Annotated in this window: 19 protein-coding genes; all 19 read left to right on the top strand. The window is 74.0% G+C overall.

Annotation, left to right across the window (positions count from 1 at the left end; all coding sequences use genetic code 11):
* The 19 genes from ACFOYX_RS05245 to ACFOYX_RS05155 all read left to right on the top strand — a co-directional run bounded on the left by ACFOYX_RS05245 (position 1) and on the right by ACFOYX_RS05155 (position 20,549).
* A complete protein-coding gene (locus tag ACFOYX_RS05245; RefSeq protein WP_322441984.1) occupies positions 1 to 2,217 on the top strand; it encodes a penicillin-binding protein 2 in 2,217 nt (738 codons plus the stop codon).
* Positions 2,218 to 2,309: 92 nt separating this feature from the next.
* Positions 2,310 to 3,833 (top strand): UDP-N-acetylmuramoyl-L-alanyl-D-glutamate--2,6-diaminopimelate ligase, encoded by a 1,524-nt coding sequence (locus ACFOYX_RS05240; RefSeq protein ID WP_322441983.1) that lies wholly within the window; start codon positions 2,310 to 2,312, stop codon positions 3,831 to 3,833.
* Positions 3,830 to 5,227 carry a UDP-N-acetylmuramoyl-tripeptide--D-alanyl-D-alanine ligase gene (murF, locus tag ACFOYX_RS05235; protein WP_322441982.1) on the top strand — a complete coding sequence of 466 codons (1,398 nt, stop codon included), beginning with the start codon at positions 3,830 to 3,832 and terminating at the stop codon, positions 5,225 to 5,227. The genes ACFOYX_RS05240 and murF overlap by 4 nt, the downstream gene beginning before the upstream one ends.
* On the top strand, positions 5,224 to 6,348 hold the full coding sequence (gene mraY, locus ACFOYX_RS05230; protein WP_109805136.1) for a phospho-N-acetylmuramoyl-pentapeptide-transferase: 1,125 nt from the start codon (positions 5,224 to 5,226) through the stop codon (positions 6,346 to 6,348). Before murF ends, mraY begins: the two co-directional genes overlap by 4 nt.
* Before the next feature lie 232 nt (positions 6,349 to 6,580).
* The gene (locus ACFOYX_RS05225; protein WP_322442039.1) at positions 6,581 to 7,987 is read left to right on the top strand and encodes a putative peptidoglycan glycosyltransferase FtsW; all 1,407 of its coding nucleotides are present in this window, start codon (positions 6,581 to 6,583) and stop codon (positions 7,985 to 7,987) included.
* A complete protein-coding gene (gene murG, locus ACFOYX_RS05220) occupies positions 7,987 to 9,093 on the top strand; it encodes an undecaprenyldiphospho-muramoylpentapeptide beta-N-acetylglucosaminyltransferase (protein ID WP_322441981.1) in 1,107 nt (368 codons plus the stop codon). The genes ACFOYX_RS05225 and murG overlap by 1 nt, the downstream gene beginning before the upstream one ends.
* Before the next feature lie 31 nt (positions 9,094 to 9,124).
* A complete protein-coding gene (gene murC, locus ACFOYX_RS05215; protein WP_109805138.1) occupies positions 9,125 to 10,606 on the top strand; it encodes a UDP-N-acetylmuramate--L-alanine ligase in 1,482 nt (493 codons plus the stop codon).
* On the top strand, positions 10,603 to 11,421 hold the full coding sequence (locus ACFOYX_RS05210; protein ID WP_322441980.1) for an FtsQ-type POTRA domain-containing protein: 819 nt from the start codon (positions 10,603 to 10,605) through the stop codon (positions 11,419 to 11,421). Before murC ends, ACFOYX_RS05210 begins: the two co-directional genes overlap by 4 nt.
* Before the next feature lie 261 nt (positions 11,422 to 11,682).
* Complete coding sequence (ftsZ, locus tag ACFOYX_RS05205; protein WP_109805140.1) at positions 11,683 to 12,798, top strand: cell division protein FtsZ; 1,116 nt, start codon at positions 11,683 to 11,685, stop codon at positions 12,796 to 12,798.
* Between the two features lie 9 nt (positions 12,799 to 12,807).
* Positions 12,808 to 13,560, top strand: coding sequence for a YggS family pyridoxal phosphate-dependent enzyme (locus ACFOYX_RS05200; RefSeq protein ID WP_322441979.1), 753 nt, complete (start codon positions 12,808 to 12,810; stop codon positions 13,558 to 13,560).
* A gap of 193 nt (positions 13,561 to 13,753) precedes the next feature.
* On the top strand, positions 13,754 to 14,446 hold the full coding sequence (locus ACFOYX_RS05195) for a cell division protein SepF (RefSeq protein ID WP_109805142.1): 693 nt from the start codon (positions 13,754 to 13,756) through the stop codon (positions 14,444 to 14,446).
* Between the two features lie 28 nt (positions 14,447 to 14,474).
* Positions 14,475 to 14,780 (top strand): YggT family protein, encoded by a 306-nt coding sequence (locus ACFOYX_RS05190; RefSeq protein WP_109805143.1) that lies wholly within the window; start codon positions 14,475 to 14,477, stop codon positions 14,778 to 14,780.
* A 43-nt stretch (positions 14,781 to 14,823) separates the two neighbouring features.
* Entirely contained in the window at positions 14,824 to 15,627 is an 804-nt protein-coding gene (locus ACFOYX_RS05185) for a DivIVA domain-containing protein (RefSeq protein WP_109805144.1), read from the top strand.
* A 74-nt stretch (positions 15,628 to 15,701) separates the two neighbouring features.
* The gene (locus ACFOYX_RS05180; protein ID WP_322442396.1) at positions 15,702 to 16,430 is read left to right on the top strand and encodes a hypothetical protein; all 729 of its coding nucleotides are present in this window, start codon (positions 15,702 to 15,704) and stop codon (positions 16,428 to 16,430) included.
* 6 nt (positions 16,431 to 16,436) lie between these two features.
* Entirely contained in the window at positions 16,437 to 16,742 is a 306-nt protein-coding gene (locus ACFOYX_RS05175; protein ID WP_109805146.1) for a DUF167 domain-containing protein, read from the top strand.
* A gap of 22 nt (positions 16,743 to 16,764) precedes the next feature.
* Complete coding sequence (locus ACFOYX_RS05170; protein WP_322442395.1) at positions 16,765 to 18,267, top strand: potassium/proton antiporter; 1,503 nt, start codon at positions 16,765 to 16,767, stop codon at positions 18,265 to 18,267.
* 231 nt (positions 18,268 to 18,498) lie between these two features.
* Positions 18,499 to 18,918 carry a TraR/DksA C4-type zinc finger protein gene (locus tag ACFOYX_RS05165; RefSeq protein ID WP_007463005.1) on the top strand — a complete coding sequence of 140 codons (420 nt, stop codon included), beginning with the start codon at positions 18,499 to 18,501 and terminating at the stop codon, positions 18,916 to 18,918.
* Between the two features lie 66 nt (positions 18,919 to 18,984).
* Positions 18,985 to 19,608 carry a signal peptidase II gene (gene lspA / locus ACFOYX_RS05160; protein WP_109805148.1) on the top strand — a complete coding sequence of 208 codons (624 nt, stop codon included), beginning with the start codon at positions 18,985 to 18,987 and terminating at the stop codon, positions 19,606 to 19,608.
* Entirely contained in the window at positions 19,605 to 20,549 is a 945-nt protein-coding gene (locus ACFOYX_RS05155) for an RluA family pseudouridine synthase (RefSeq protein ID WP_109805149.1), read from the top strand. Before lspA ends, ACFOYX_RS05155 begins: the two co-directional genes overlap by 4 nt.
* The last annotated feature ends 35 nt before the right edge of the window (positions 20,550 to 20,584 follow it).

Here is a 20,584-nt window from a genome sequence, read left to right as displayed (position 1 = left end):
GTGCCCCCGAGATCGGAGGAACCGCGCCGGGACCCTACGGGCTCCCGGCGCGGCTCGTCCCGGGGCGGTCGGGGGGCCGACCCGCGCTCCGGCGAGCCGGGCGTCGGCGGAATCTCCGACGCCCGCGCGTACACCCCTCGGGGACGCACCCTCCGCGAGGGCGGCGGGGCCGCCCGCTCCGCACCCACCGGGGGCGCGGAGCAGCGGCGTACCCCGCGCAGCAGCCGCTCCGGCGACCCGTTCCGCCCCGCGTTGCAGGTGCTCGACGGCGGCCGCGCGGCCGCCGGCCGCACCGGCCGGCGGGAGACCGCCGCGGGTGGCCGGGCCGGCGTGGTGCGGACCGTTTCGCCGCGCTCCCCGCGGTTCGACGACGACGAGGCGCCGGCTCCGCGGCGCCGGCCGGGCCCGCGCCGGCCGGACCGGCCCGCCGCCCGGCGGCCGTCGCGCAAGCCGCGCCGCCCGCCGAAGCTCGCCGACCCGCGCCGCCGGCTGCGGCTCGGCACGCTGCTCACCCTGACGCTCTTCGCCGCGATCGGCATCCGGCTGGTCTTCCTGCAGACCGTGGACACCCCGGCGTACGCCGACGGCGGCGTCACCGACCGGCTCGCCGTGGTCGACCTGCCCGCCCCGCGCGGCGCGATCTACGACCGGACCGGCGCCCCGCTGGCGCACAGCGTCGAGGCCCGGTACGTCTTCGCCGACCCGACGCTGATCAAGGATCGGTTCGCCACCGCGAAGCTGCTCTCCCCGCTGCTCGGCAAGCCGGTCTCCGAGCTGGCCGACAAGATGAAGCAGCGCACCCTGCCCGGCGGGACCACCAAGTCCCGGTTCGAGTACCTGGCCCGCGGCGTCGAGATCGGCAAGGCGAAGCAGATCATGGCGCTGGACCTGGCCGGCATCGGCGTGCACCGGGACGAGCGGCGCGAGGTGCCCGGCGGCGACCTGGGCGCCAACCTGATCGGCTTCGTCAGCCAGGACATGGTCGGCCTGGAGGGGCTGGAGGCGAAGTACGACGACCTGCTCCAGGGACAGGCCGGCAAGAAGACCTACGAGGTCGGGCAGGGCGACCTGGCCGCCCCGATTCCCGGCGGCTACAGCCAGACCACCCAGCCCAAACCGGGCAGCTCGCTGGAGCTGACCATCGACCGGGACCTCCAGTTCCAGGCGCAGCGGATCCTCACCGCCCGATTGGCGCAGACCAGGGGCAGCGTCGGTGCCGCGGTGATCATCGACGTGCCCACCGGCGAGGTGCTGGCCCAGGCGAGCAACCCCACCTACGACGCGGCGGACCCGGAGGGCAGCAAGCCGACGGACCGGGAGGACGCGGCGACCAGCTTCGTGGTCGACCCGGGCTCCATCCACAAGGCGATCACCTACGGCGCGGCCCTCCAGGAGGGCGTGATCACCCCGGACACGGCGTTCCCCGTCCCCAACACGATCGTCAAGGGCGGCGTCACCTTCCGGGACACGCACCCGGCGAACGGGCAGAAGATGAGCATCCCCGGCATGCTGGCGTACTCGTCCAACGTCGGGACCATCAAGATCGCCGGCGAGCTGGGCCGGGACCGCCTCATCGACTACCAGAAGCGGTTCGGGCTGGGGCAGCCCACCGGCGAGGGCATGCCGGGGGAGGCCTCCGGGCGACTGCTCCCGGCCGACCAGTGGAGCGGCTCGGCGTACGGGTCGGTGCCGATCGGGCACAGCGTGGACGCCACCCCCCTGCAGATGGCCGCCGCGTACGCCGCCGTGGCCAACGACGGCACGTACGTCCAGCCGCACCTGATCAAGGAGGTGATCGGACCGGACGGGAAGCGGACGCCGGGCCCGACGCCGGTGACCCGGTCGGTGCTCAGCCCGCAGAACGCCGCCACGCTGCGTACCATGCTGGAGGCGGTCACCACGGTCGACGGTCCCGAGGGAACGGCGACCGGTCTGGCCGCCGCCGTCCCCGGCTACCGGGTGGCCGGCAAGACCGGCACCGGCCTGCGCTACGTCGACGGTGAGCAGCAGCCCGGCGAGGTCGGCTCGTTCATCGGGATGGCCCCGGCCGAGCACCCCCGGTACGTGGTGGCGGTCTTCGTCTGGAGCCCCGGCGGCGAGGGCGGCGCGGTCGCCGCGCCGGCCTTCCGGGAGATGATGGGCTACACGCTGCGGCACTACCGGGTGCCGCCGTCGGCGACCAGCAAGTCCCCCAAGTTCGAAGTCTTTCCGCACTGAGCGGGGCGGACGGGACATGATCGGTGAGTGGCGACGAACCACCGGGGCGGCTGTGCGGTCGGAACCCGGACGACCGGGTAGGGTCTGACGCCGTGCCCGGCAATCCACGTCCCCGTACCGTGAATCCCGTCCGGCTCGGCGATCTCGCCGCCCGGCTCGCCGTCGCGCCGCCGGCGGGCGCCGCCGAGGTGGCCGTGACCGGGGTGACCCACGCCAGCCAGGAGGTCCGTCCCGGGGACCTCTACGCGGCGTTGCCGGGCGCCCGCCGGCACGGCGCGGAGTTCGCCGCCGGGGCGGCCGAGGCCGGGGCGGTGGCCCTGCTGACCGACCTGGCCGGCGCCGAGCTGGCCGCCGGGGCGGGCCTGCCGACGCTGGTGGTCGACGACCCCCGGGCGGTGCTCGGCGACGTCGCCGCCACCGTCTACGGCGACCCGACCGCGGGACTGACCGTGATCGGGGTGACCGGCACCGCCGGCAAGACCTCCACCAGCTACCTGATCGAGTCGGGGCTGCGCGCCGCGGGCCGCACCACCGGCCTGATCGGCACCGTGGAGACCCGGCTGGGCGACCTGGTGATCGACAGCGTGCGGACCACCCCGGAGGCGACCGACCTGCACGCCATGCTCGCCGTCGCCGGGGAGCGCGGGGTGGACGCGGTGGTCATGGAGGTGTCCAGCCACGCCCTGGCCATGGGCCGGGTCGGCGGGGTCCGCTTCACCGTCGGCGGCTACACCAACTTCGGCTCCGACCACCTGGACTTCCACGCCGACTCGGCGGACTACTTCGCGGCGAAGGCGAAGCTCTTCGACGGGCGCTGTGCGGTCGAGGTGCTCAACCACGACGACCCGGCGCTGCGACCGCTGTTCAAGCCGGCCACCGTCAGCTACTCGGCGGCCGGCGACCCGGCCGCCACCTGGTGGGCCGACGGGATCGACGACGAGGGGTACACCCAGCGCTTCACCGTGCACGGCCCGGACGGGCTGGCCCTGCCCGCCGTGGTGGCGCTGCCAGGCCGGCACAACGTGGCGAACGCGTTGCTGGCCGTCGCCACCCTGGTCGCCGCCGGGGTGGACCCGGCCACCGCGGTCGCGGGGGTCTCCGCCTGCGGCGGCGTGCCGGGGCGGCTGGAGCTGGTCAGCGGCGACGCGCCGGTGCGCGGGGTGGTGGACTACGCGCACAAGGCGAACGCGATCGAGGCCGTCCTGGTCGCGCTGCGCGGCCTGACCGCCGGCCGGTTGATCTGCGTGATCGGCGCGGGTGGCGACCGGGACCGGGGGAAGCGGCCGGTGATGGGCGCCGCCGCGGCGGAGGGAGCCGACGTGGTGCTGGTGACCGACGACAACCCGCGCACCGAGGACCCGGCCGCGATCCGGGCCGAGGTGCTCGCCGGGGCGTACGCGGCGAGCACCGCCGCCCGGATCATCGAGGCGCCCGGCCGGCGGGATGCCATCGCCGAGGCGGTCCGGCTGGCCGAACCGGGCGACGTGGTGGCGCTGCTGGGCAAGGGGCAGGAGCGCGGCCAGGAGATCGCCGGCGAGGTGCTCCCGTTCGACGACCGGGTCGAGCTCGCCGAGGCGTTGCGGGCCCGCTTCGGTGACCTGGCGGGTCGACGGTGATCCCGCTGACCCTGGCCGAGGTCGCCTCGGCCGTCGACGGGCGGCTGGTCGCCGCCGACCCGGACGCCCGGGTGACCGGGTCGGTCGAGTTCGACTCCCGCAAGGTCACCCCGGGTGGGCTCTTCGTGGCGTTCCCCGGTGAGAAGGTGGACGGGCACGACTACGCCGCCCGGGCGGTCGGGGCCGGCGCGGTGGCGGTGCTCGGGACCCGGGAGGTTCCCGGCGTGCCGATGGTGCTGGTCGACGACGCCCTCGCGGCGATGGGACGGCTGGCCCGCGCGGTGGTCGACCGGCTGCCCGGCCTCACCGTGATCGGCCTGACCGGCTCCTCGGGCAAGACCACCACGAAGGATCTGATCGCCCAGCTCACCGTGCGGCTCGGTCCGACCGTGGCGCCGCCCGGCTCGTTCAACAACGAGCTGGGTCACCCGTACACGGCGCTGCAGGCCGGGCCGGAGACCCGCTACCTGGTGATGGAGAAGGGCGCCCGCGGGGTGGGGCACGTTCGCTACCTGTGCGAGGTGGTGCCCCCCCGGATCTCCGTGGTGCTCAACGTCGGGGTCGCGCACATCGGCGAGTTCGGCTCGGTGGAGACCATCGCCCTGGCCAAGGGGGAGCTGGTCGAGGCGCTGCCCGCCGACGGCCTGGCCGTGCTCAACGCCGACGACCCGCTGGTCGACGCGATGGCCACCCGTACCCGGGCTCGGGTGGTCCGCTACGGCGAGGCGCCGCACGCCGACGTGCGGGCCGTGGACGTGGCGCTGGACGGGCGGGGCCGGCCGTCGTACACCCTGGTGACGCCGGAGGGCAACGTGCCGGTGCGGCTCGGGCTGACCGGGCGGCACCAGGTCTCCAACTCCCTCGCCGCCGCGGCGGTGGCCCGCGAGCTGGGGATGCCCCTGGCCGAGCTGGCCGTCGCCCTGGGCGAGCTGGGGCTGGTCTCGACCCGCCGGATGGACGTCTTCGAGCGCTCCGACGGGGTCACCGTGATCGACGACTCGTACAACGCCAACCCGGCCTCGATGGCCGTCGCGCTGCGGGCGCTGGCGGGCCTGCGCGGGCAGGGGCGTACCGTCGCGGTGCTCGGCTACATGGCCGAGCTGGGGACGTTCGAGCGGGAGGGGCACCAGCAGGTCGGCCGGCTCGCGGCCGAGCTGGGCGTCGACCGGCTGCTCGTGGTGGGCGAGCTGGCGGCGCCGATCCAGGAAGGCGCGACAGCGGTAAGTGACTGGGGAGGAGAGTCGGTGCTGCTCACCGATCAGGCGGCGGCCGTCGAGGTGCTGCGGGGCGAGCTACGTCCGGGTGACGTGGTGCTGGTGAAGGGCTCCCGGTACCGCACCTGGGAGGTGGTCGACGCGCTGCGCGAGGCCACCGGGGAGGGGGTCACCTCATGAGGGCGGTCATCGTCGCCATCGGGGTCGCCTTCCTGATCTCGCTGCTCTGCACCCCTATCGCGATCAAGGTCTTCACCCGGCTGAAGGCCGGCCAGCCGATCCGGGCCGAGGGCCCGGCCATGCACCAGGGCAAGAAGGGCACGCCGACGATGGGCGGCGTGGTCTTCATCCTGGCCACGGTGATCGCGTACGTCGCCGGGCACCTCGCGCTGACCACCCTGCCGGACGCCCAGATCGCCCAGGTGGAGCCGACCATGACCGCGCTGGTGCTGCTCGGCCTGATGGTCTTCTCCGGCGCGGTCGGCTTCATCGACGACTTCCTCAAGGTCCGCAAGCGGCACAGCGGCGGGCTGAACAAGCGCGGCAAGCTCGCCGGCCAGATCCTGGTCGGGACGATCTTCGGCATCGTGGCGCTCTACTTCCCGAGCCGGATGTACGACGTCACGGGCGCCCGGACCAACGCCGAGACGGTGGGCAGCACCACGCTCAGCTTCATCCGGGACATCCCGGCGCTGGAGATCGGCAAGGTCGCCTCGGTGATCGTGATCATCCTGGTGGTGATGGCGGCGACCAATGGGGTCAACCTCACCGACGGCCTGGACGGCCTGGCCACCGGCGCCTCGGTGATGGTGCTCGCCGCGTACGCGCTGATCGCTTTCTGGCAGTACCGGCACTGGTGCGCGGACCCGAACTACACCGAGGCGTACTGCTACACGGTCCGGGACCCGCTGGAGATCGCGTTGATCGCCGGCGCGGCGGCCGGGGCCTGTGTGGGCTTCCTGTGGTGGAACACCTCGCCGGCCCGGATCTTCATGGGCGACACCGGCGCCCTCGGCCTGGGCGGCCTGATCGCCGGCATGGCGATGTCCACCCGGACCATCCTGCTGCTGCCGATCATCGGCCTGCTCTTCGTGATCATCACGATGTCGGTGGTGATCCAGATCATCTCGTTCCGGACCACCGGCAAGCGGGTGTTCCGGATGTCCCCGCTGCAGCACCACTTCGAGCTGGCCGGCTGGAGCGAGGTCAACATCGTGGTCCGGTTCTGGATCATCGCCGGGATCGGCGTGGCCATCGCGCTGGGCCTGTTCTACAGCGAATTCCTCGCCGCGGTCACCTGACCCGGCACACCGACGGCGCGAAGGAGGGGCCCGGGTGGCCCCTCCTTTCCCGTTCCGACACGCCGACCGGCCGGTTGCGCCACGGGCGAGCCGACCCAGCCGCGATGATGGGCGGGTGGGGGAGGAACGAGACACCGAGGGCACGACCGAGACGCAGACCCGCCGACCGCCCGTGCCGCCGCGGCCGGCAGAGCCGCCCGGCGCGCTGTTCGGGCTGGACGCGGCCGGCGGGCTGGCCGCGCTGCGCGGCCTGCTCGCCCGCCCGCTGGCCTCCTACTACCTGCTGCTCTCCAGCGCCGGCCTGCTGCTGGTGATCGGGCTGACCATGGTCTTCTCGGCGACCAGCGTGAAGGACTACGCCGAGGGCGGCGACGCCTCGGCCTCCCTGGTCAAGCAGACGATCTTCGCGGTGATCGGCATCGTGGCGTTCTGGGCCTGCCAGCGGCTGCCCGCCCGGTCGTTCCGCGCGCTGGGCCGGCCCATGCTGGCGATAGCGGTGGTGCTGCTGTTGATCCTCAACGTGCTCTTCGCGCTGAACTCGCTGTTCCGGGTCAAGTCGGTCGGCCCGCTCCACGCCGAGCTGCTCTGGCTCTACCTCGGCCCGATCCAGGTGCAGCCTTCCGAGCTGGCCAAGTTCGCCCTGGTGCTCTGGGGCGCGCACGTGCTGGCCCGCAAGGGCGCCGCGCTCGGCTGGTGGAAGGAGCTGGCCACCCCGCTCTTCCCGGTGGTCGGGCTGCTCTTCGTGCTGGTGGGCTACAACGACCTGGGCACCATGCTCTGCCTGCTGGCCCTGGTCGTGGGCCTGCTCTGGGCGGCCGGGGTGCGGTTGCAGATCTTCGCGGCCCTCTCCGCGGTCGGCCTGCTCGGCATCGGCCTGCTGGTCGCGGTGGCGTCGCTGGGCGCGGGCTCCGGCTCGCGGGACGCCGACAACTATCGGCTGGCCCGGCTGACCAACTTCGTCAATCCGCCGCCGCTGGACCAGTGCGCCGCGGACGCCTGCTACCAGCTCGTGCAGGCCCGCAACGCGATCGAGCACGGCGGCTGGTTCGGCGTGGGGCTGGGCAAGAGCAGCGTGAAGTTCGGCTGGCTGCCCGCCGCGCACAACGACTTCATCTTCGCGGTGATCGCCGAGGAGCTGGGCGTCGTCGGCTGCACCGTGGTGCTGGTGCTCTTCGCCGTGCTCGCGTACACCGGGTTGCGGATCGCCCGGCGGGTGGAGGACCCGTTCCGCCGACTCGCGGCCGCCGGGGTGACGGCCTGGCTGGTCGGTCAAGCGGTGATCAACATCGGCGGGGTCACCGGGCTGCTGCCGCTGACCGGCGTGCCCCTGCCGTTCATCTCCGACGGCGGCAGCGCCCTGGTGGTCACCCTGGCGGCGGTCGGGATGCTGGCTTCGTTCGCCCGCGCGGAGCCCGACGCGGCCCGAGCCCTGCATGCCCGTCCACCGGCCCGCTGGGTCCGACTAGTCTGGGCCCCGTTGCCGCCGCTTCCCGGCCGGCGCCGCCGCCCGGCGTCGCCACCGGCCGACCGTGGGTCCGTACCCCGGTCCCGTGCGCGGCGGAAGGACGACCAGGCCGCGGTCCGCGGCGCCCGGCCGAGCCGGACGCGCGCCGGCACGGCGAGCGAGAGGAGACGCTGATGGGTCCGCTGCGTTCGGTGGTGCTCTGTGGAGGGGGCACGGGGGGACACATCTACCCGTTGCTGGCTTTCGCCGACTGCCTGCGCCGTCACGACCCGGGCGTCCGGATCACCTGTCTGGGCACCCCGAAGGGCCTGGAGAACGAGCTGATTCCGCCGGCCGGCTACGACCTGCGGCAGATCCCGGCCTACCAGCTGCCCCGCTCGGTGAACATGAGCCTGGTCCGGACCCCGGACCGGATGTGGAAGGCGGCCCGCGGGGCGGGCAAGGTGATCGACGAGGTGCAGGCCGACGTCGTGGTCGGCTTCGGCGGGTACGTCTCGGTCCCCGGTTACCTCGCCGCCTGGCGGCGCGAGCTGCCGATCGTCATCCACGAGGTGAACGTGCCCCCGGGCGTGGCCAACCGGCTCGGGATGAAGTTCACGAAGAACGTGGCCGTGGGCTTCCCGCACCAGCCGGCGCAGGCCGAGTCGCTGCGCGACGCCCGGGTGGTCGGCGTGCCGCTGCGCCGGGGTATCGCCGGGCTGGACCGGGCGGCGATGCGGAACGCCGCGCGCGCCCACTTCGGACTCCGCCCCGACCTGCCGGTGCTCTTCGTCGCCGGCGGCTCGCAGGGCGCCCGCTCGATCAACCTGGCGGTCTCCGGGGCGGCCAAGGAACTGGCCCGCAACGGCGTGCAGGTGCTGCACGTCATCGGCGCCCGCAACGAGCCGGTGTCGGTTCCCACCGACCTGCCGGTGCCGTACGTGACCCTGCCCTACCTGTCCGAGATGGAGCTGGGCTACGCGGCCGCCGACCTGATGCTGGCCCGAGGCGGGGCGATGACCTGCGCCGAGGTGGCCGCGATCGGGCTGCCCGCCATCTACGTGCCGTACCCGCACAGCAACCAGGAGCAGAAGCGCAACGCGCTGCCCGTGGTGGAGGCCGGCGGCGGGCTGCTCGTCGACGACGCCGAGCTGACCCCGGACTGGCTGGAGCGGACGATCATCCCGCTGATCCGGGACCCGCAGCGGCTCGCCGCGATGGGCGCCGCCGCGGGCGGGTACGGGCGCCGCGACGGCGATGTCGCGCTGCTGAACTTCGTCTACGAGGCGGTGGCCCGATGACGTCGGCCACCGCGACGGGAAGGTACTCGGAATGAACACCGCGCAGTTCACGCCCGCCGGCACGCTGACCGCGGAGGACCTGGGCCGGATCCACCTGATCGGGGTGGGCGGGGTCGGCATGAGCGGCCTGGCCCGGCTCTTCCTCACCCGGGGGCTGCCGGTCTCCGGCAGCGAGCTGCGGGAGTGGCCGTCCCTGGCCGGCCTGCGGGCGCTCGGCGGCACGATCCACATGAGCCACGAGGCGTCCAACCTCGACGGCGTGGACACCGTGGTCTACTCCTCGGCGATCCCGCAGGACCACCTGGAGATGGCCGAGGCGCGCCGGCGGGGCCTGCGGGTGCTGCACCGCTCCGAGGCCCTGGCGGCGGCGATGACCGGCCGGCGCACGGTGGCGGTCGCCGGCACCCACGGCAAGACCACCACCACCTCGATGGTGACCATGGTGCTCCAGCAGGCCGGCGCCGACCCGTCCTTCGTGATCGGCGGGGAGATCTCCGAGGTGGGCTCCGGCGCGCACCACGGCACCGGCGAGTACTTCGTGGTCGAGGCGGACGAGAGCGACCGCTCGTTCCTGATCTACCGGCCGTACGTCTCGATCATCACCAACATCGAGGCGGACCACCTCAACACGTACGGCGACCTGGCGAACCTGGAGGCGACGTTCGCCGAGTTCGCCCGGCTCACCGACCCGGACGGGTTCATCATCACCTGCGCCGACGACGCGGGTGGCCGGCGGTTGGCCGCGACGCTGCGGGCGGAGGGGCGCCGGGTCTGGACGTACGGCGAGGCCCCCGACGCCGACCTGCGGCTGAGCGAGATGGCCTCCTCCGCGCAGGGGGTGCGCTTCCTGGCCGAGATCGAGGGCCGGTCGCTGGGCGAGATCCGGCTGCCCGTCCCGGGCCGGCACATGGGGATGAACAGCGCCTCCGCGGTGCTCGCGGCGTACCTGCTGGAGCTGCCGATCGAGGCGGCGGAGGCCGCGCTGGGCGCGTTCCCCGGCGTCCGGCGGCGGTTCGAGCGCAAGGGCGTCGCGGACGGCGTGCTGGTCTACGACGAGTACGCGTACCACCCGACCTCGATGACGCTGGCCCTGCAGACGTTGCGCGAGGTGGCCGGCGAGGGCCGGTTGATCGTGGTCTTCCAGCCGTACCGGCTGTACCGCACCCGGGACCTGCAGGCCGACATCGCCGGGGCGCTCGGCATCGCCGACGAGCTGGTGCTGCTGGAGGTCTTCGGTCCCGGTGAGCTGCGGCAGCCCGGCGAGGGCTCGGCCGCGCTGGTCGAGGCGGTGCCGCTGCCGGCCGACCGGAAGGTCTTCGTGGACTCCTGGGACGAGGCGCCGGCCGAGGTGGCCCGGCGGGCCCGGCCGGGCGACGTCGTGGTGACCATGGGCGCGCCGCCCATCTCGCTGATGGGCGACCAGCTGCTCGACGCGCTGCTGGCCCGGACCGGCGGTGCGACGGCCGTGGGCGCCGCCGTCGACACGGACGGCGCGGCCGCCGCGGCCGGATGAGTCCCGGACCGGCCCGGGGCCGGACGCCCGGCCCGGACGGCGGCGCCGGCCGGCGCGGACCGGTGCGGCGCTGGCAGTTGGTCCGCGCCGGCAGCGACGCGGTCCCGCCGTCCACCCGGCGGTTCATGGCCCGGGCCCGGCAGCGCCGGATGCGGGCCGCCCTGCCCTGGGCGGTCGCGGCCGGGGTGTTCGCCCTGGCCGGGCTGGTCGCCTGGACCGTGCTGGGCACCGGCCTGTTCGGCGTCCGCGAGGTCCGGGTGGTCGGCGCGAAGCTGGTCACCCCGGTCGAGGTGCGGGACGCGGCGGCGGTCCCGGACAACCAGCCCCTGGCCAAGGTGGACCTGGCGGCGACCGCCCGGCGGGTCGGCGCCCTGGCGCCGGTGGAGCGCGTGTCGGTCTCCCGCGACTGGCCGGGCACGCTGGTGATCCGGGTGGTGGAGCGGACGGCCGTGGCGGCGGTGCCCCAGGGGGAGCTGTTCGCCGTGGTCGACCGCGCCGGCGTGGTCTTCCGGAGCGTGCCCCGGGCCCCGGACGGGCTGCCGCTGGTCCAGGTCGGCCGGCCGGGGCCGGACGACCCGGGCACCCGGGCGGGGCTGACGGTGCTCGCCGCGCTGAGCCCGCAGCTGCGCGCCGAGCTGGTCTCGGTGGACGTGGCCGGGCTGGCCCGGATCACGCTGCGGCTGCGGCACGACCGGACGGTGGTCTGGGGGGACGCCACCCGGGGCGTGGACAAGTCGCGGGTGGCGACGGCGCTGCTCGGTCGCAAGGCCGACACGATCGACGTGAGCGCGCCGGACGTGGTCACCTTCCAGTGATCCGCCGGTCGGTGCGGGGTGCGGCGGCGGGCGGGACGTGACTCGTCCCGCTATGGGCGGCGACACGCCGGGCGGGTCCTTGGCTCTCGGCGTGGAGGCGCTTACGTTGCCCCGAAGAGGATCAGTGGTTGACATAACTGCAAGCCTCTAGTAGAGGGTGAGGGTTTCGCCCCGCCGCCTCGCTGGGAACTGCGTCGACCGCTGGTCTGGCCAAGCCGTGTGGGGTCGGCCCATGCCAATCTCGAAGGGAAAGGACCGGAGATGACACCTCCGCACAACTACCTGGCGGTCATCAAGGTCGTCGGCATCGGGGGCGGCGGCGTCAACGCCGTCAACCGGATGATCGAGGTTGGGCTCAAGGGCGTCGAGTTCATCGCGATCAACACCGACGCGCAGGCGCTCCTGATGAGCGACGCCGACGTCAAGCTCGACGTGGGCCGGGAGCTGACCCGGGGGCTCGGCGCCGGGGCCAACCCGGACGTCGGCAAGAACGCCGCCGAGGACCACCGCGACGAGATCGAGGAGGTGCTCAAGGGCGCCGACATGGTCTTCGTGACCTGCGGCGAGGGCGGCGGCACCGGCACCGGCGGCGCGCCGGTGGTGGCGAACATCGCCCGCAAGCTCGGCGCGCTGACCATCGGCGTGGTGACCCGGCCGTTCTCCTTCGAGGGCAAGCGCCGCCAGGTGCAGGCCGAGTCCGGCATCGACGAGCTGCGCAACCAGTGCGACACGCTGATCGTCATCCCGAACGACCGGCTGCTCGCGCTCGGCGACCGCAACATCTCCATGATGGACGCCTTCCGGACCGCCGACCAGGTGCTGCTCTCCGGTGTGCAGGGCATCACCGATCTGATCACCACGCCCGGTCTGATCAACCTGGACTTCGCCGACGTCAAGAGCGTGATGAGCGGTGCCGGCAGCGCGTTGATGGGCATCGGCAGCGCCCGGGGCGAGAACCGCGCGGTCGAGGCGGCCGAGGCGGCCATCTCCAGCCCGCTGCTCGAGCAGAGCATGGACGGCGCGCGGGGCGTGCTGCTCTCCATCGCCGGCGGCTCCGACCTGGGCCTGTTCGAGATCAACGACGCGGCCCAACTGGTCACCGACGCGGCGCACCCGGAGGCCAACATCATCTTCGGCGCGGTCATCGACGACGCGCTCGGCGACGAGGTCCGGGTCACCGTGATCGCGGCCGGCTTCGACGGGGGCACGCCCTCGTACAAGGCGGCCGAGCCGGTCCGCAAGCCGAACCAGAATCAGCCGGCCCAGCCCGGCACGCCGGTCGCGCCGCCGGCCACCATGCCGGCGCCGCAGCAGTCGCCGCGCCGGGTGCTCTTCGACGACGTGGACGTGCCGGACTTCCTGAAGAACGGCTCCTGAGCGGCGCCGATGACGGAGACACCAGCCACGGTACGACCCGACCGGCGTGCCGAACTCGCGGCCGGGCTCGCCCGGGTGCGGGTCCGGATCGCCGACGCCTGTGCCGCCGCCGGCCGGGACCGTGCCGAGGTCACCCTGATCGCGGTGACCAAGACCTACCCGGCCGGCGACGTGGTGGCCCTGGCCGCGCTGGGCGTCGCCGACGTGGGGGAGAACCGCGACCAGGAGGCGGCCGCCAAGGCCGCCGAGGTGGCGGCGGCCGGGGTGCGACCGCGTTGGCACTTCATCGGCCAGTTGCAGCGCAACAAGTGCCGCTCGGTGGTCCGGTACGCCGACGTCGTGCAGTCGGTCGACAGCGTGCGGCTGGCCGGGGCGCTGGACGCCGCGGCGGCGGCGACTCCGGACCGGGAGCGGCCGCTGGACGTGCTGGTGCAGGTCAGCATCGACGGGGACCCGGCCCGGGGCGGAGCGCTGCCGGACTCGGTCGACCCGGACCGCGGTCTCGGCCCGGTGGCGGAGGCGGTGGCCGGCGCGGGTGCGCTGCGGCTGGGCGGGCTGATGGCGGTGGCGCCGCTGGGCTGGGAACCGGAGCGGGCCTTCGCCCGGCTGGCCGAGGTGGCGGAATGGTTCCGCCGGCGGCATCCGGCGGCGACCATGCTGTCCGCCGGAATGAGCGGGGATCTGGAAACTGCGATCGGATACGGCGCGACACATGTCCGCGTCGGCAGCGCGTTGCTCGGAATGCGCCCCACGCTGCGGTAGCCTGACCGCGAAAGAAGCAAATTACATCAGTGTTGTTCAGGAACGGCATCCCGTTGTGGGGGGCCATGGCGGGCGGACCGCGAATCGCACGCCAGGGGGATTGCTGATCCGGTCCGGTGGGCATCGTTGTCCACACGTGATCAAGCGACACGGCACGGGGGTGCGTGCCGCACGGCGGACGGAAGGGCGCGGGATGGGTGCACTGCGCAAGGCGGGGGTCTGGCTCGGTCTGGTCGAGGAGGACGACGAGCGGGCTTACGAGGACGGTGGCTACGACAAGGGTGGCTACCGTGACTCGCGCTACCGGTCGAGTCGTTACTCAGAGGAGTTCGCCGACGAGGAGGACGACGAGTCGGAGGAGCCGCCGGCCCGGTCCCGGGTCGGTGACCGGGGCCGGCTGACCGAGCGCGCCTCGAGCCGGGCGGCGGAGGCCGACCGCGCCGACGGCGAGCGGCCGGAGCGGGTCGAGCGGTCGAGCGTCCGGTCGATCACCCGGTCGGGGGCCGGGGAGACCTCGGGGGCGCTGACCTACCACACCAGGGACAACCTCGCCCTGGCGCCGCAGGTCCAGCCCCGCGAGCGGGCCGTGGTGGCGGAGGAGGAGCAGCGCTACCAGATCACCACGCTGCACCCCACCACCTACCGCGAGGCGCGCACCATCGGCGAGCACTTCCGCGACGGGGTGCCGGTGATCATCAACCTCACCGAGATGGACGAGGCGGATGCCCGCCGGCTGGTGGACTTCGCCGCCGGGCTGGCGTTCGGACTGCGCGGTACGATCGAGCGCGTGACCAATCGGGTGTTCCTGCTCTCACCGGCCAATGTCCAGGTCACCGCGGAGGACAAGGCCAAGATCGCTGAGGGCGGCTTTTTCAGCCTGAGCTAACCCGCCCGACCGAGGGACGTCGCCTGCCGTGTTGTCGATCCTGTTCCAGGTGCTGTATCTGCTCGCCTATCTCTTCCTGCTTGTGCTTTTAGCCCGATTTGTCCTTGGGGCCGTTCTGGCGTACGGTCGCCGCTGGCAACCGGGACGGGGAGCATCGGCGGGACTGGAATCGGTGTGGAGCGTCACTGATCCGCCTCTGCGGACGTTGAGGCGTGTGATCCCACCACTGCGAATTGGTACCGTGAGCATCGACCTGGCCTCCCTTGTGCTCCTGGTTATCCTGTTCGTGCTGATGGAGTTCGTGTTAGATCCGCTGATCAGGAACTTCTCCTGACCAGCGCGCGCTTTCGCGGCCGCAACTGACCCGAGGAGTTTCGATGCCGCTGACCCCGGCCGACGTCCACAACGTCGCCTTCAAAAAGCCGCCGATCGGCAAGCGGGGCTATGACGAGGAGGAGGTCGACGCCTTCCTGGATGAGGTCGAGCGCGAGCTCGCCCGTCTGATCGAGGAGAACAACGAGCTGCGCGCCCAGGTGGAGCGCGGCGGTCGCGGCCCCGCCCCCGCCGGCCCCGGCGGCGACGCCCGTCTCGCGGCCGAGCTCAACGACGTCAAGGCCCAGCTGGACCGGGTGCAGCGCGACAAGGCGGCCGCCGAGCAGGCGGCCCGGGCGATGCAGGCCGAGCTGGAGCAGGTCCGCGCCCAGGGCGGCCCGGCCGCCGGCGCTGACGGCGAGCAGCAGGCGCTGCGGGTGCTGATGATGGCCCAGCGGACCGCCGACGACCACGTGTCGGACGCCCGCCGCGAGGCCGACCAGCTGCTCTCCGAGGCCCGCTCCAAGGCCGAGGAGGTCACCCGCGAGGCGCGCGCCAAGGCCGACGCGCTGGAGCGGGACGCCCGCCAGCGGCACCAGGAGGCCATGGGCGGCCTGGACGCCAAGCGCACCGCGCTGCAGAAGCACATCGAGGAGCTCAAGCAGTTCGAGCGGGAGTACCGCACCCGGCTCAAGGCGTACCTGGAGAGCCAGCTGCGGGACCTCGACGGCCGGGCCCAGGGCCTGGAGGCCGAGGTCAACCGCGCCGACGGCAATCGCTCCGGTGGCGGCAGCAACGGCCTCGCCGCCGCCGGCCTCGCCGGCTCGTACGGTGGCGGCCGCTCGGGCTCGCTCGAGTCCGGTCGCTGATCCCGGCGTCGGCGGCCGTCCCCGCGACGGCCGCCGACCGCTCGCAGACCGACCCGATGCGGCGGGGGTGAGCCGTGATAGTCGCCAGCGTCCTGCTCATCCTCGTCGCCGCCGTGCTCCTGGTGGCCGGGTTGGCAGGCGGGTCCAGTGCGCTGCTGATCACCTCCATCGCGGCCAGCCTGCTGGCCGCCGTCGCCCTCGTCGTGGGTGCCCGCCAGGCAGCCGCCACCCGGGCGACGACGGACCGGGGCACCGGGCCGCGCAACCGCACCCGGACCGGTCCGGTCGGCACGCCGACCGGGTACGGCCCCCCGCCCGGGGAGCCGGGGATCCCGGTCCAGCACGTTCCTTCGACGGTCGGCTCCGACGGACCCGGGTGGCGGCAACCGCCCGAGCCGCCGGCGGCCGACCCGTTCGCCCCGCCGACCCAACGGGGTCCGCGCGCCGACGACGTGCCGCCGGGTTTCGACGACGCCCGCGTGAGCTTCGTCGACGTGCCGTCGCGCGTCGACGGTCCCTTCCTCGACTCGCCGGCGCCCACCTCGCCGGCCGGCGAGGGGCCGCTCCCGGACGAGCCGCCGGTCCAGCAGGTGTCGCCGGACGAGGCCGCGCGGGTCGCCCGGCTGGACGCGGAGGTACGCGTGGTGGACGGTCGGCCGCGCTACCACCTGGCCGACTGCCCGCACCTCGTCGGCCGCGACGACGAGCCGCTGCCCGTCTCCGAGGCGCTCGAACTGGGCTTCACGCCGTGCGCGTACTGCACGCCGGACCTCGCCCTGCTCGACGACGCGCGTCCGGCCTGAACGCGGATGGCAGTGGACGAGACGCTCACCGTCGCCGTACGGGTGAAGCCTGGCGCCTCGCGGGCCCGGGTCGGCGGCCGCTTCGACGGACCGCACGGGCCGGCCCTGGTGATCGCCGTGAACGCCCCGGCGGTCGACGGCCGGGCCACCGAGGCGGCCCGCCGCGCCCTCGCCGACGCGCTGGGCGTCCGGGCCGCGGCGGTCTCGCTGCGCACCGGCGCGGCCAGCCGCGACAAGCTCTTCCTGATCGAGCGCCCGCCGTCGGAGCTGACCGGGGTGTTGCGCCGGCTGCGCGACGGATCGGCCGAGTGAGGGCCGCCCGGGCCGGCCGCGGATGAGCGCCGGGCTGGATCTCGCGCTGCTGCTCGGCGCGGCCGTCCTGCTGGTGGCGGTGGGTGCGGTGCGGTTCTCCACCCGGCTCGGGGTGCCCAGCCTCCTGGTCTACCTCGCGCTCGGGGTGGCGATCGGCGAGGCGGGCCTGGGCATCCGCTTCGACGACGTCGAGCTGACCCGGGTGCTCGGGTTCTGCGCGCTCATCGTGATCATCGCGGAGGGCGGGCTGAGCGCCCGGTGGAGCACCCTGCGGCCGGTGCTCGGGCTGGCCGCCGCGCTCTCCACGGTGGGCGTGGTGGTCAGCATCCTGGTCGTCGGGCTGGTGGTTCACCTGCTGCTCGGCCTGGACTGGCGGCTGGCGCTGCTCTCCGGCGCGGTGCTCTCCTCCACCGACGCGGCGGCCGTCTTCGCCACCCTGCGCCGGCTGCGCCTGCCGCCCCGGCTGGTGGCCACCCTCGAGGCCGAGTCGGGCATGAACGACGCCCCGGTGGTCATCCTGGTGGTGCTGCTGTCCCGGGCCGGCCCCGCCGCCCACCCCTGGTGGTACGAGGTCCTCCTGGTCGGGTACGAGCTGGCTGCCGGCGCGGCGGTCGGGGTGGCGGCCGGGATCGCCGGCCGGTGGGCGCTGCGCCGCGCGGCGCTGCCCTCGGCGGGGCTCTACCCGATCGCGGTGGTCGGTTTCACCGTGCTCGCGTACGCCGCCGGAGCGGTGCTGCACGCCTCCGGTTTCCTGGCCGTGTACGTCGCCGGAGTGCTGCTCGGCAATGCCCGGCTGCCGCACCGCCAGGCGATCCTGGGCTTCGCCGACGGGCTGGCCTGGCTGGCCCAGATCGGCCTGTTCGTGCTGCTCGGCCTGCTGGTGTCGCCGGGCCGGCTGGACGCCGCGGTGCTGCCGGCGGTGGTGGCCGGCCTGGCCCTGGTGCTGGCCGCCCGCCCGCTGTCGGTGGCGGTCTCCGCGCTGCCGTTCCGGTTCCGCCTGCGGGAGCAGGCCTTCCTGTCCTGGGCCGGGCTGCGCGGAGCGGTGCCGATCGTGCTGGCCACCATCCCGCTCTCCGAGCGGGTCCCGGGGGCGGACCGGCTCTTCGACGCGGTCTTCGTGCTGGTGGTGATCTTCACCCTGGTGCAGGCCGGAACGCTCGCCCCGGCGGCCCGCCGGCTCGGGGTGACCGCCCCGGCCGAGGCGGCCGAGATCCGGGTCGAGACGGCCCCGCTGGAGCGGATGCGCGCGGACCTGCTCCAGGTCGAGGTGCCGCCGGGCTCCCGGCTCGGCGGGGTGCACGTGGACGAGCTGCGGCTGCCGGTGGGGGCCTCGGTGACCCTGGTGCTGCGCGACGGGGCGGGTTTCGTGCCCGGCCCGGACACCCGGCTCAAGGTCGGCGACAGCCTGCTCATCGTCGCCACCGCCGAGGTCCGGGACGAGGTGGAGCAGCGGCTGCGGGCAGTCAGCCGCCGGGGCCGGCTGGCCCGGTGGTTTGGCGAGTACGGCGAGGACCGGGACGGATAATCTGCTAGCGTTCCTTTTGCCCTGATTGGTGGCTGTTCGGGGCTGAATCGCGGAGCAACGGTGCGGCACGTTGTCGGACGCCTGTACGTTCCGTATTCTTGCCACCCTCCGGAGTGCGCGGCCATGGTCGCCGTGCGCCCCTTTTCGTACACGGGGGACACCCAGTGCGGTGGCCCCTGCCCAAGCACCGCACCGCCGACCGCCGCGCATCCGCGGCCGAGGGAGCTGACGATGGCGAAGCCAGCCGATACCAGGACCGCCGGCCGCAAGCCGGTGGCGAAGGCCACCCGCAGCGCGGCGGAGACCGAGAAGATCCGGGCGGCCCTGGCGGCCCGGCGCGACGAGCTGCGCGCCGAGTACGATCAGACGCTGAGCGAGATCACCGAGCTGCAGCGCGACCGGCTGACCGACTCGGCCGGGGACGACCAGGCCGACACCGGCACCAAGACGTTCGAGCGCGAGCAGGAGATCTCACTCGCCAACAGCATTCTGGAGCGGATCACGCAGGTCGAGCGGGCCCTGGAGCGGCTCGACGAGGGTGGTTACGGCTGGTGCGAGCGGTGCGGCAACCCCATCCCGGTGGAGCGGCTCGCCGCCTTCCCGTCGGCCACCCTCTGCGTGACCTGCAAGCAGCTGGAGGAGCGGCGCTAGGCCCGCTCCCCGGCGGCGGAGTGGAGACGGTGAGGGATCACCGCCGAGAGCGTCGATGGGGAGCAGATGACCGCAGCACCGCCCGCTGGAACCGGCACCGCTGAGTCGGGCGGCGGCACGCCCCGACGCCGGGCGGTCGGGGTCCTCCTCGGCGTCGCCCTGGTCGCGCTCCTGGCCGACCTGGTCACCAAGCAGCTCGCGCTGACCGCGCTCACCGGCCGGGGGCCGGTGTCGCTGCTCGGTGGCACGGTCTACCTGACCCTGACCCGCAACAGCGGGGCGGCGTGGAGCATCGGCTCCGGCCACACCTGGGTCTTCCCGCTGATCACCATCGGGGTGATCGGCTGGATCGCCTGGATGGCCGCGCGGCTGCGGTCGCTGCCGTGGGCCGTCTCCCTCGGCCTGGTGCTGGGCGGGGCGCTCGGCAACCTCACCGACCGGATCTTCCGCGCGCCCGGCCACTTCGTCGGGCACGTGGTCGACATGATCAGCCTGTTCGACCCGTACGGGCAGGTGTGGCCGGTGTTCAACCTGGCCGACAGCTCCCTGGTCTGCGGCGTGGTCCTGGCCGTGCTGCTGGAGCTGACCGGCCGGCAGCGCGACGGCCGCCGGGCCGCCGCCGAGCCGGCCGGCAGGCCGGAGTCCGGCGACGGCGCGGCCACCGGCAGCGAGCAGCGGGGGCGGGCATGACCTCGGCCTTCGCCGCCGGCGGCGACCACCGCTCCCTGCCCGTGCCGGAGGGCCTCGACGGCATGCGGCTGGACCAGGCCGTGTCCCGGCTCTTCGGGCTCTCCCGGACTGCCGCCGCGGCCCTGGTCGAAGCCGGCGACGCGTTGGTCGACGGCACCGTCCGGGCCAACTCGCACAAGGTGAAGGCCGGCTCCTGGCTGGAGGTGACCCTGCCCGCCCCGGTCGCCCCGCCGACCGTGGTCCCGCAGGCCGTGCCCGGCCTGACCGTGGTCCACGCCGACGACGACATCGTGGTGGTGGACAAGCCGGTCGGGGTGGCCGCCCATCCCAGCCCCGGCTGGACCGGCCCGACGGTGATCGGCGCCCTCGCCGCGATCGGCCACCGGATCTCCACCAGCGGCGCCGCCGAGCGGCAGGGCGTGGTGCACCGGCTGGACGTCGGCACCACCGGGATCATGGTGGTGGCCAAGAGCGAGCAGGCGTACACCGCGTTGAAGCGGGCCTTCAAGTACCGCGAGGTGGAGAAGCGCTACCACGCCGTGGTGCAGGGCCACCCGGACCCGCTGCGCGGCACCATCGACGCGCCGATCGACCGGCACCCGCACCACGACTACCGCTGGGCGGTGGTCAGCGGGGGCAAGCCGAGCATCACCCACTACGACACCCTGGAGGCGTTCCCGGCGGCGAGCCTGCTCGACGTCCGCCTGGAGACGGGGCGCACCCACCAGATCCGGGTGCACTTCTCGACCCTGCGCCACCCCTGCGTCGGCGACATCACGTACGGCGCCGACCCGACCCTGTCGGCCCGGCTCGGGTTGAGCCGGCAGTGGCTGCACGCCCGCTCGCTGAGCTTCGCGCACCCGCGCACCGGCGACGAGGTCACCTTCGTCAGCGACTACCCGGACGACCTGGCGCGGGCGCTGGAGATCCTGCGCGACTGACCTGGCCCCGCCGACCCGCCGACGGCCCGACGAGG

Source organism: Micromonospora sp. GCM10011541 (genome assembly GCF_042650725.1).
In the GTDB taxonomy this organism is placed as follows: Bacteria; Actinomycetota; Actinomycetes; order Mycobacteriales; family Micromonosporaceae; genus Micromonospora; species Micromonospora sicca.
Note: the sequence above shows the minus strand (reverse complement) of the source record. Positions and strands in the feature narration are given on the sequence as shown.

Excerpts from the sequence above, each read along its gene's own strand:
- ACFOYX_RS05195 (WP_109805142.1), top strand. The coding sequence starts at position 13,754 with ATGGGTGCACTGCGCAAGGCGGGGGTCTGGCTCGGTCTGGTCGAGGAG.
- mraY (WP_109805136.1), top strand. The coding sequence starts at position 5,224 with ATGAGGGCGGTCATCGTCGCCATCGGGGTCGCCTTCCTGATCTCGCTG.
- ACFOYX_RS05200 (WP_322441979.1), top strand. The coding sequence starts at position 12,808 with ATGACGGAGACACCAGCCACGGTACGACCCGACCGGCGTGCCGAACTC.
- ACFOYX_RS05155 (WP_109805149.1), top strand. The coding sequence starts at position 19,605 with ATGACCTCGGCCTTCGCCGCCGGCGGCGACCACCGCTCCCTGCCCGTG.
- ACFOYX_RS05185 (WP_109805144.1), top strand. The coding sequence starts at position 14,824 with ATGCCGCTGACCCCGGCCGACGTCCACAACGTCGCCTTCAAAAAGCCG.
- ACFOYX_RS05170 (WP_322442395.1), top strand. The coding sequence starts at position 16,765 with ATGAGCGCCGGGCTGGATCTCGCGCTGCTGCTCGGCGCGGCCGTCCTG.
- murG (WP_322441981.1), top strand. The coding sequence starts at position 7,987 with ATGGGTCCGCTGCGTTCGGTGGTGCTCTGTGGAGGGGGCACGGGGGGA.
- murC (WP_109805138.1), top strand. The coding sequence starts at position 9,125 with ATGAACACCGCGCAGTTCACGCCCGCCGGCACGCTGACCGCGGAGGAC.
- ftsZ (WP_109805140.1), top strand. The coding sequence starts at position 11,683 with ATGACACCTCCGCACAACTACCTGGCGGTCATCAAGGTCGTCGGCATC.
- lspA (WP_109805148.1), top strand. The coding sequence starts at position 18,985 with ATGACCGCAGCACCGCCCGCTGGAACCGGCACCGCTGAGTCGGGCGGC.
- ACFOYX_RS05210 (WP_322441980.1), top strand. The coding sequence starts at position 10,603 with ATGAGTCCCGGACCGGCCCGGGGCCGGACGCCCGGCCCGGACGGCGGC.
- ACFOYX_RS05165 (WP_007463005.1), top strand. The coding sequence starts at position 18,499 with ATGGCGAAGCCAGCCGATACCAGGACCGCCGGCCGCAAGCCGGTGGCG.
- ACFOYX_RS05175 (WP_109805146.1), top strand. The coding sequence starts at position 16,437 with ATGGCAGTGGACGAGACGCTCACCGTCGCCGTACGGGTGAAGCCTGGC.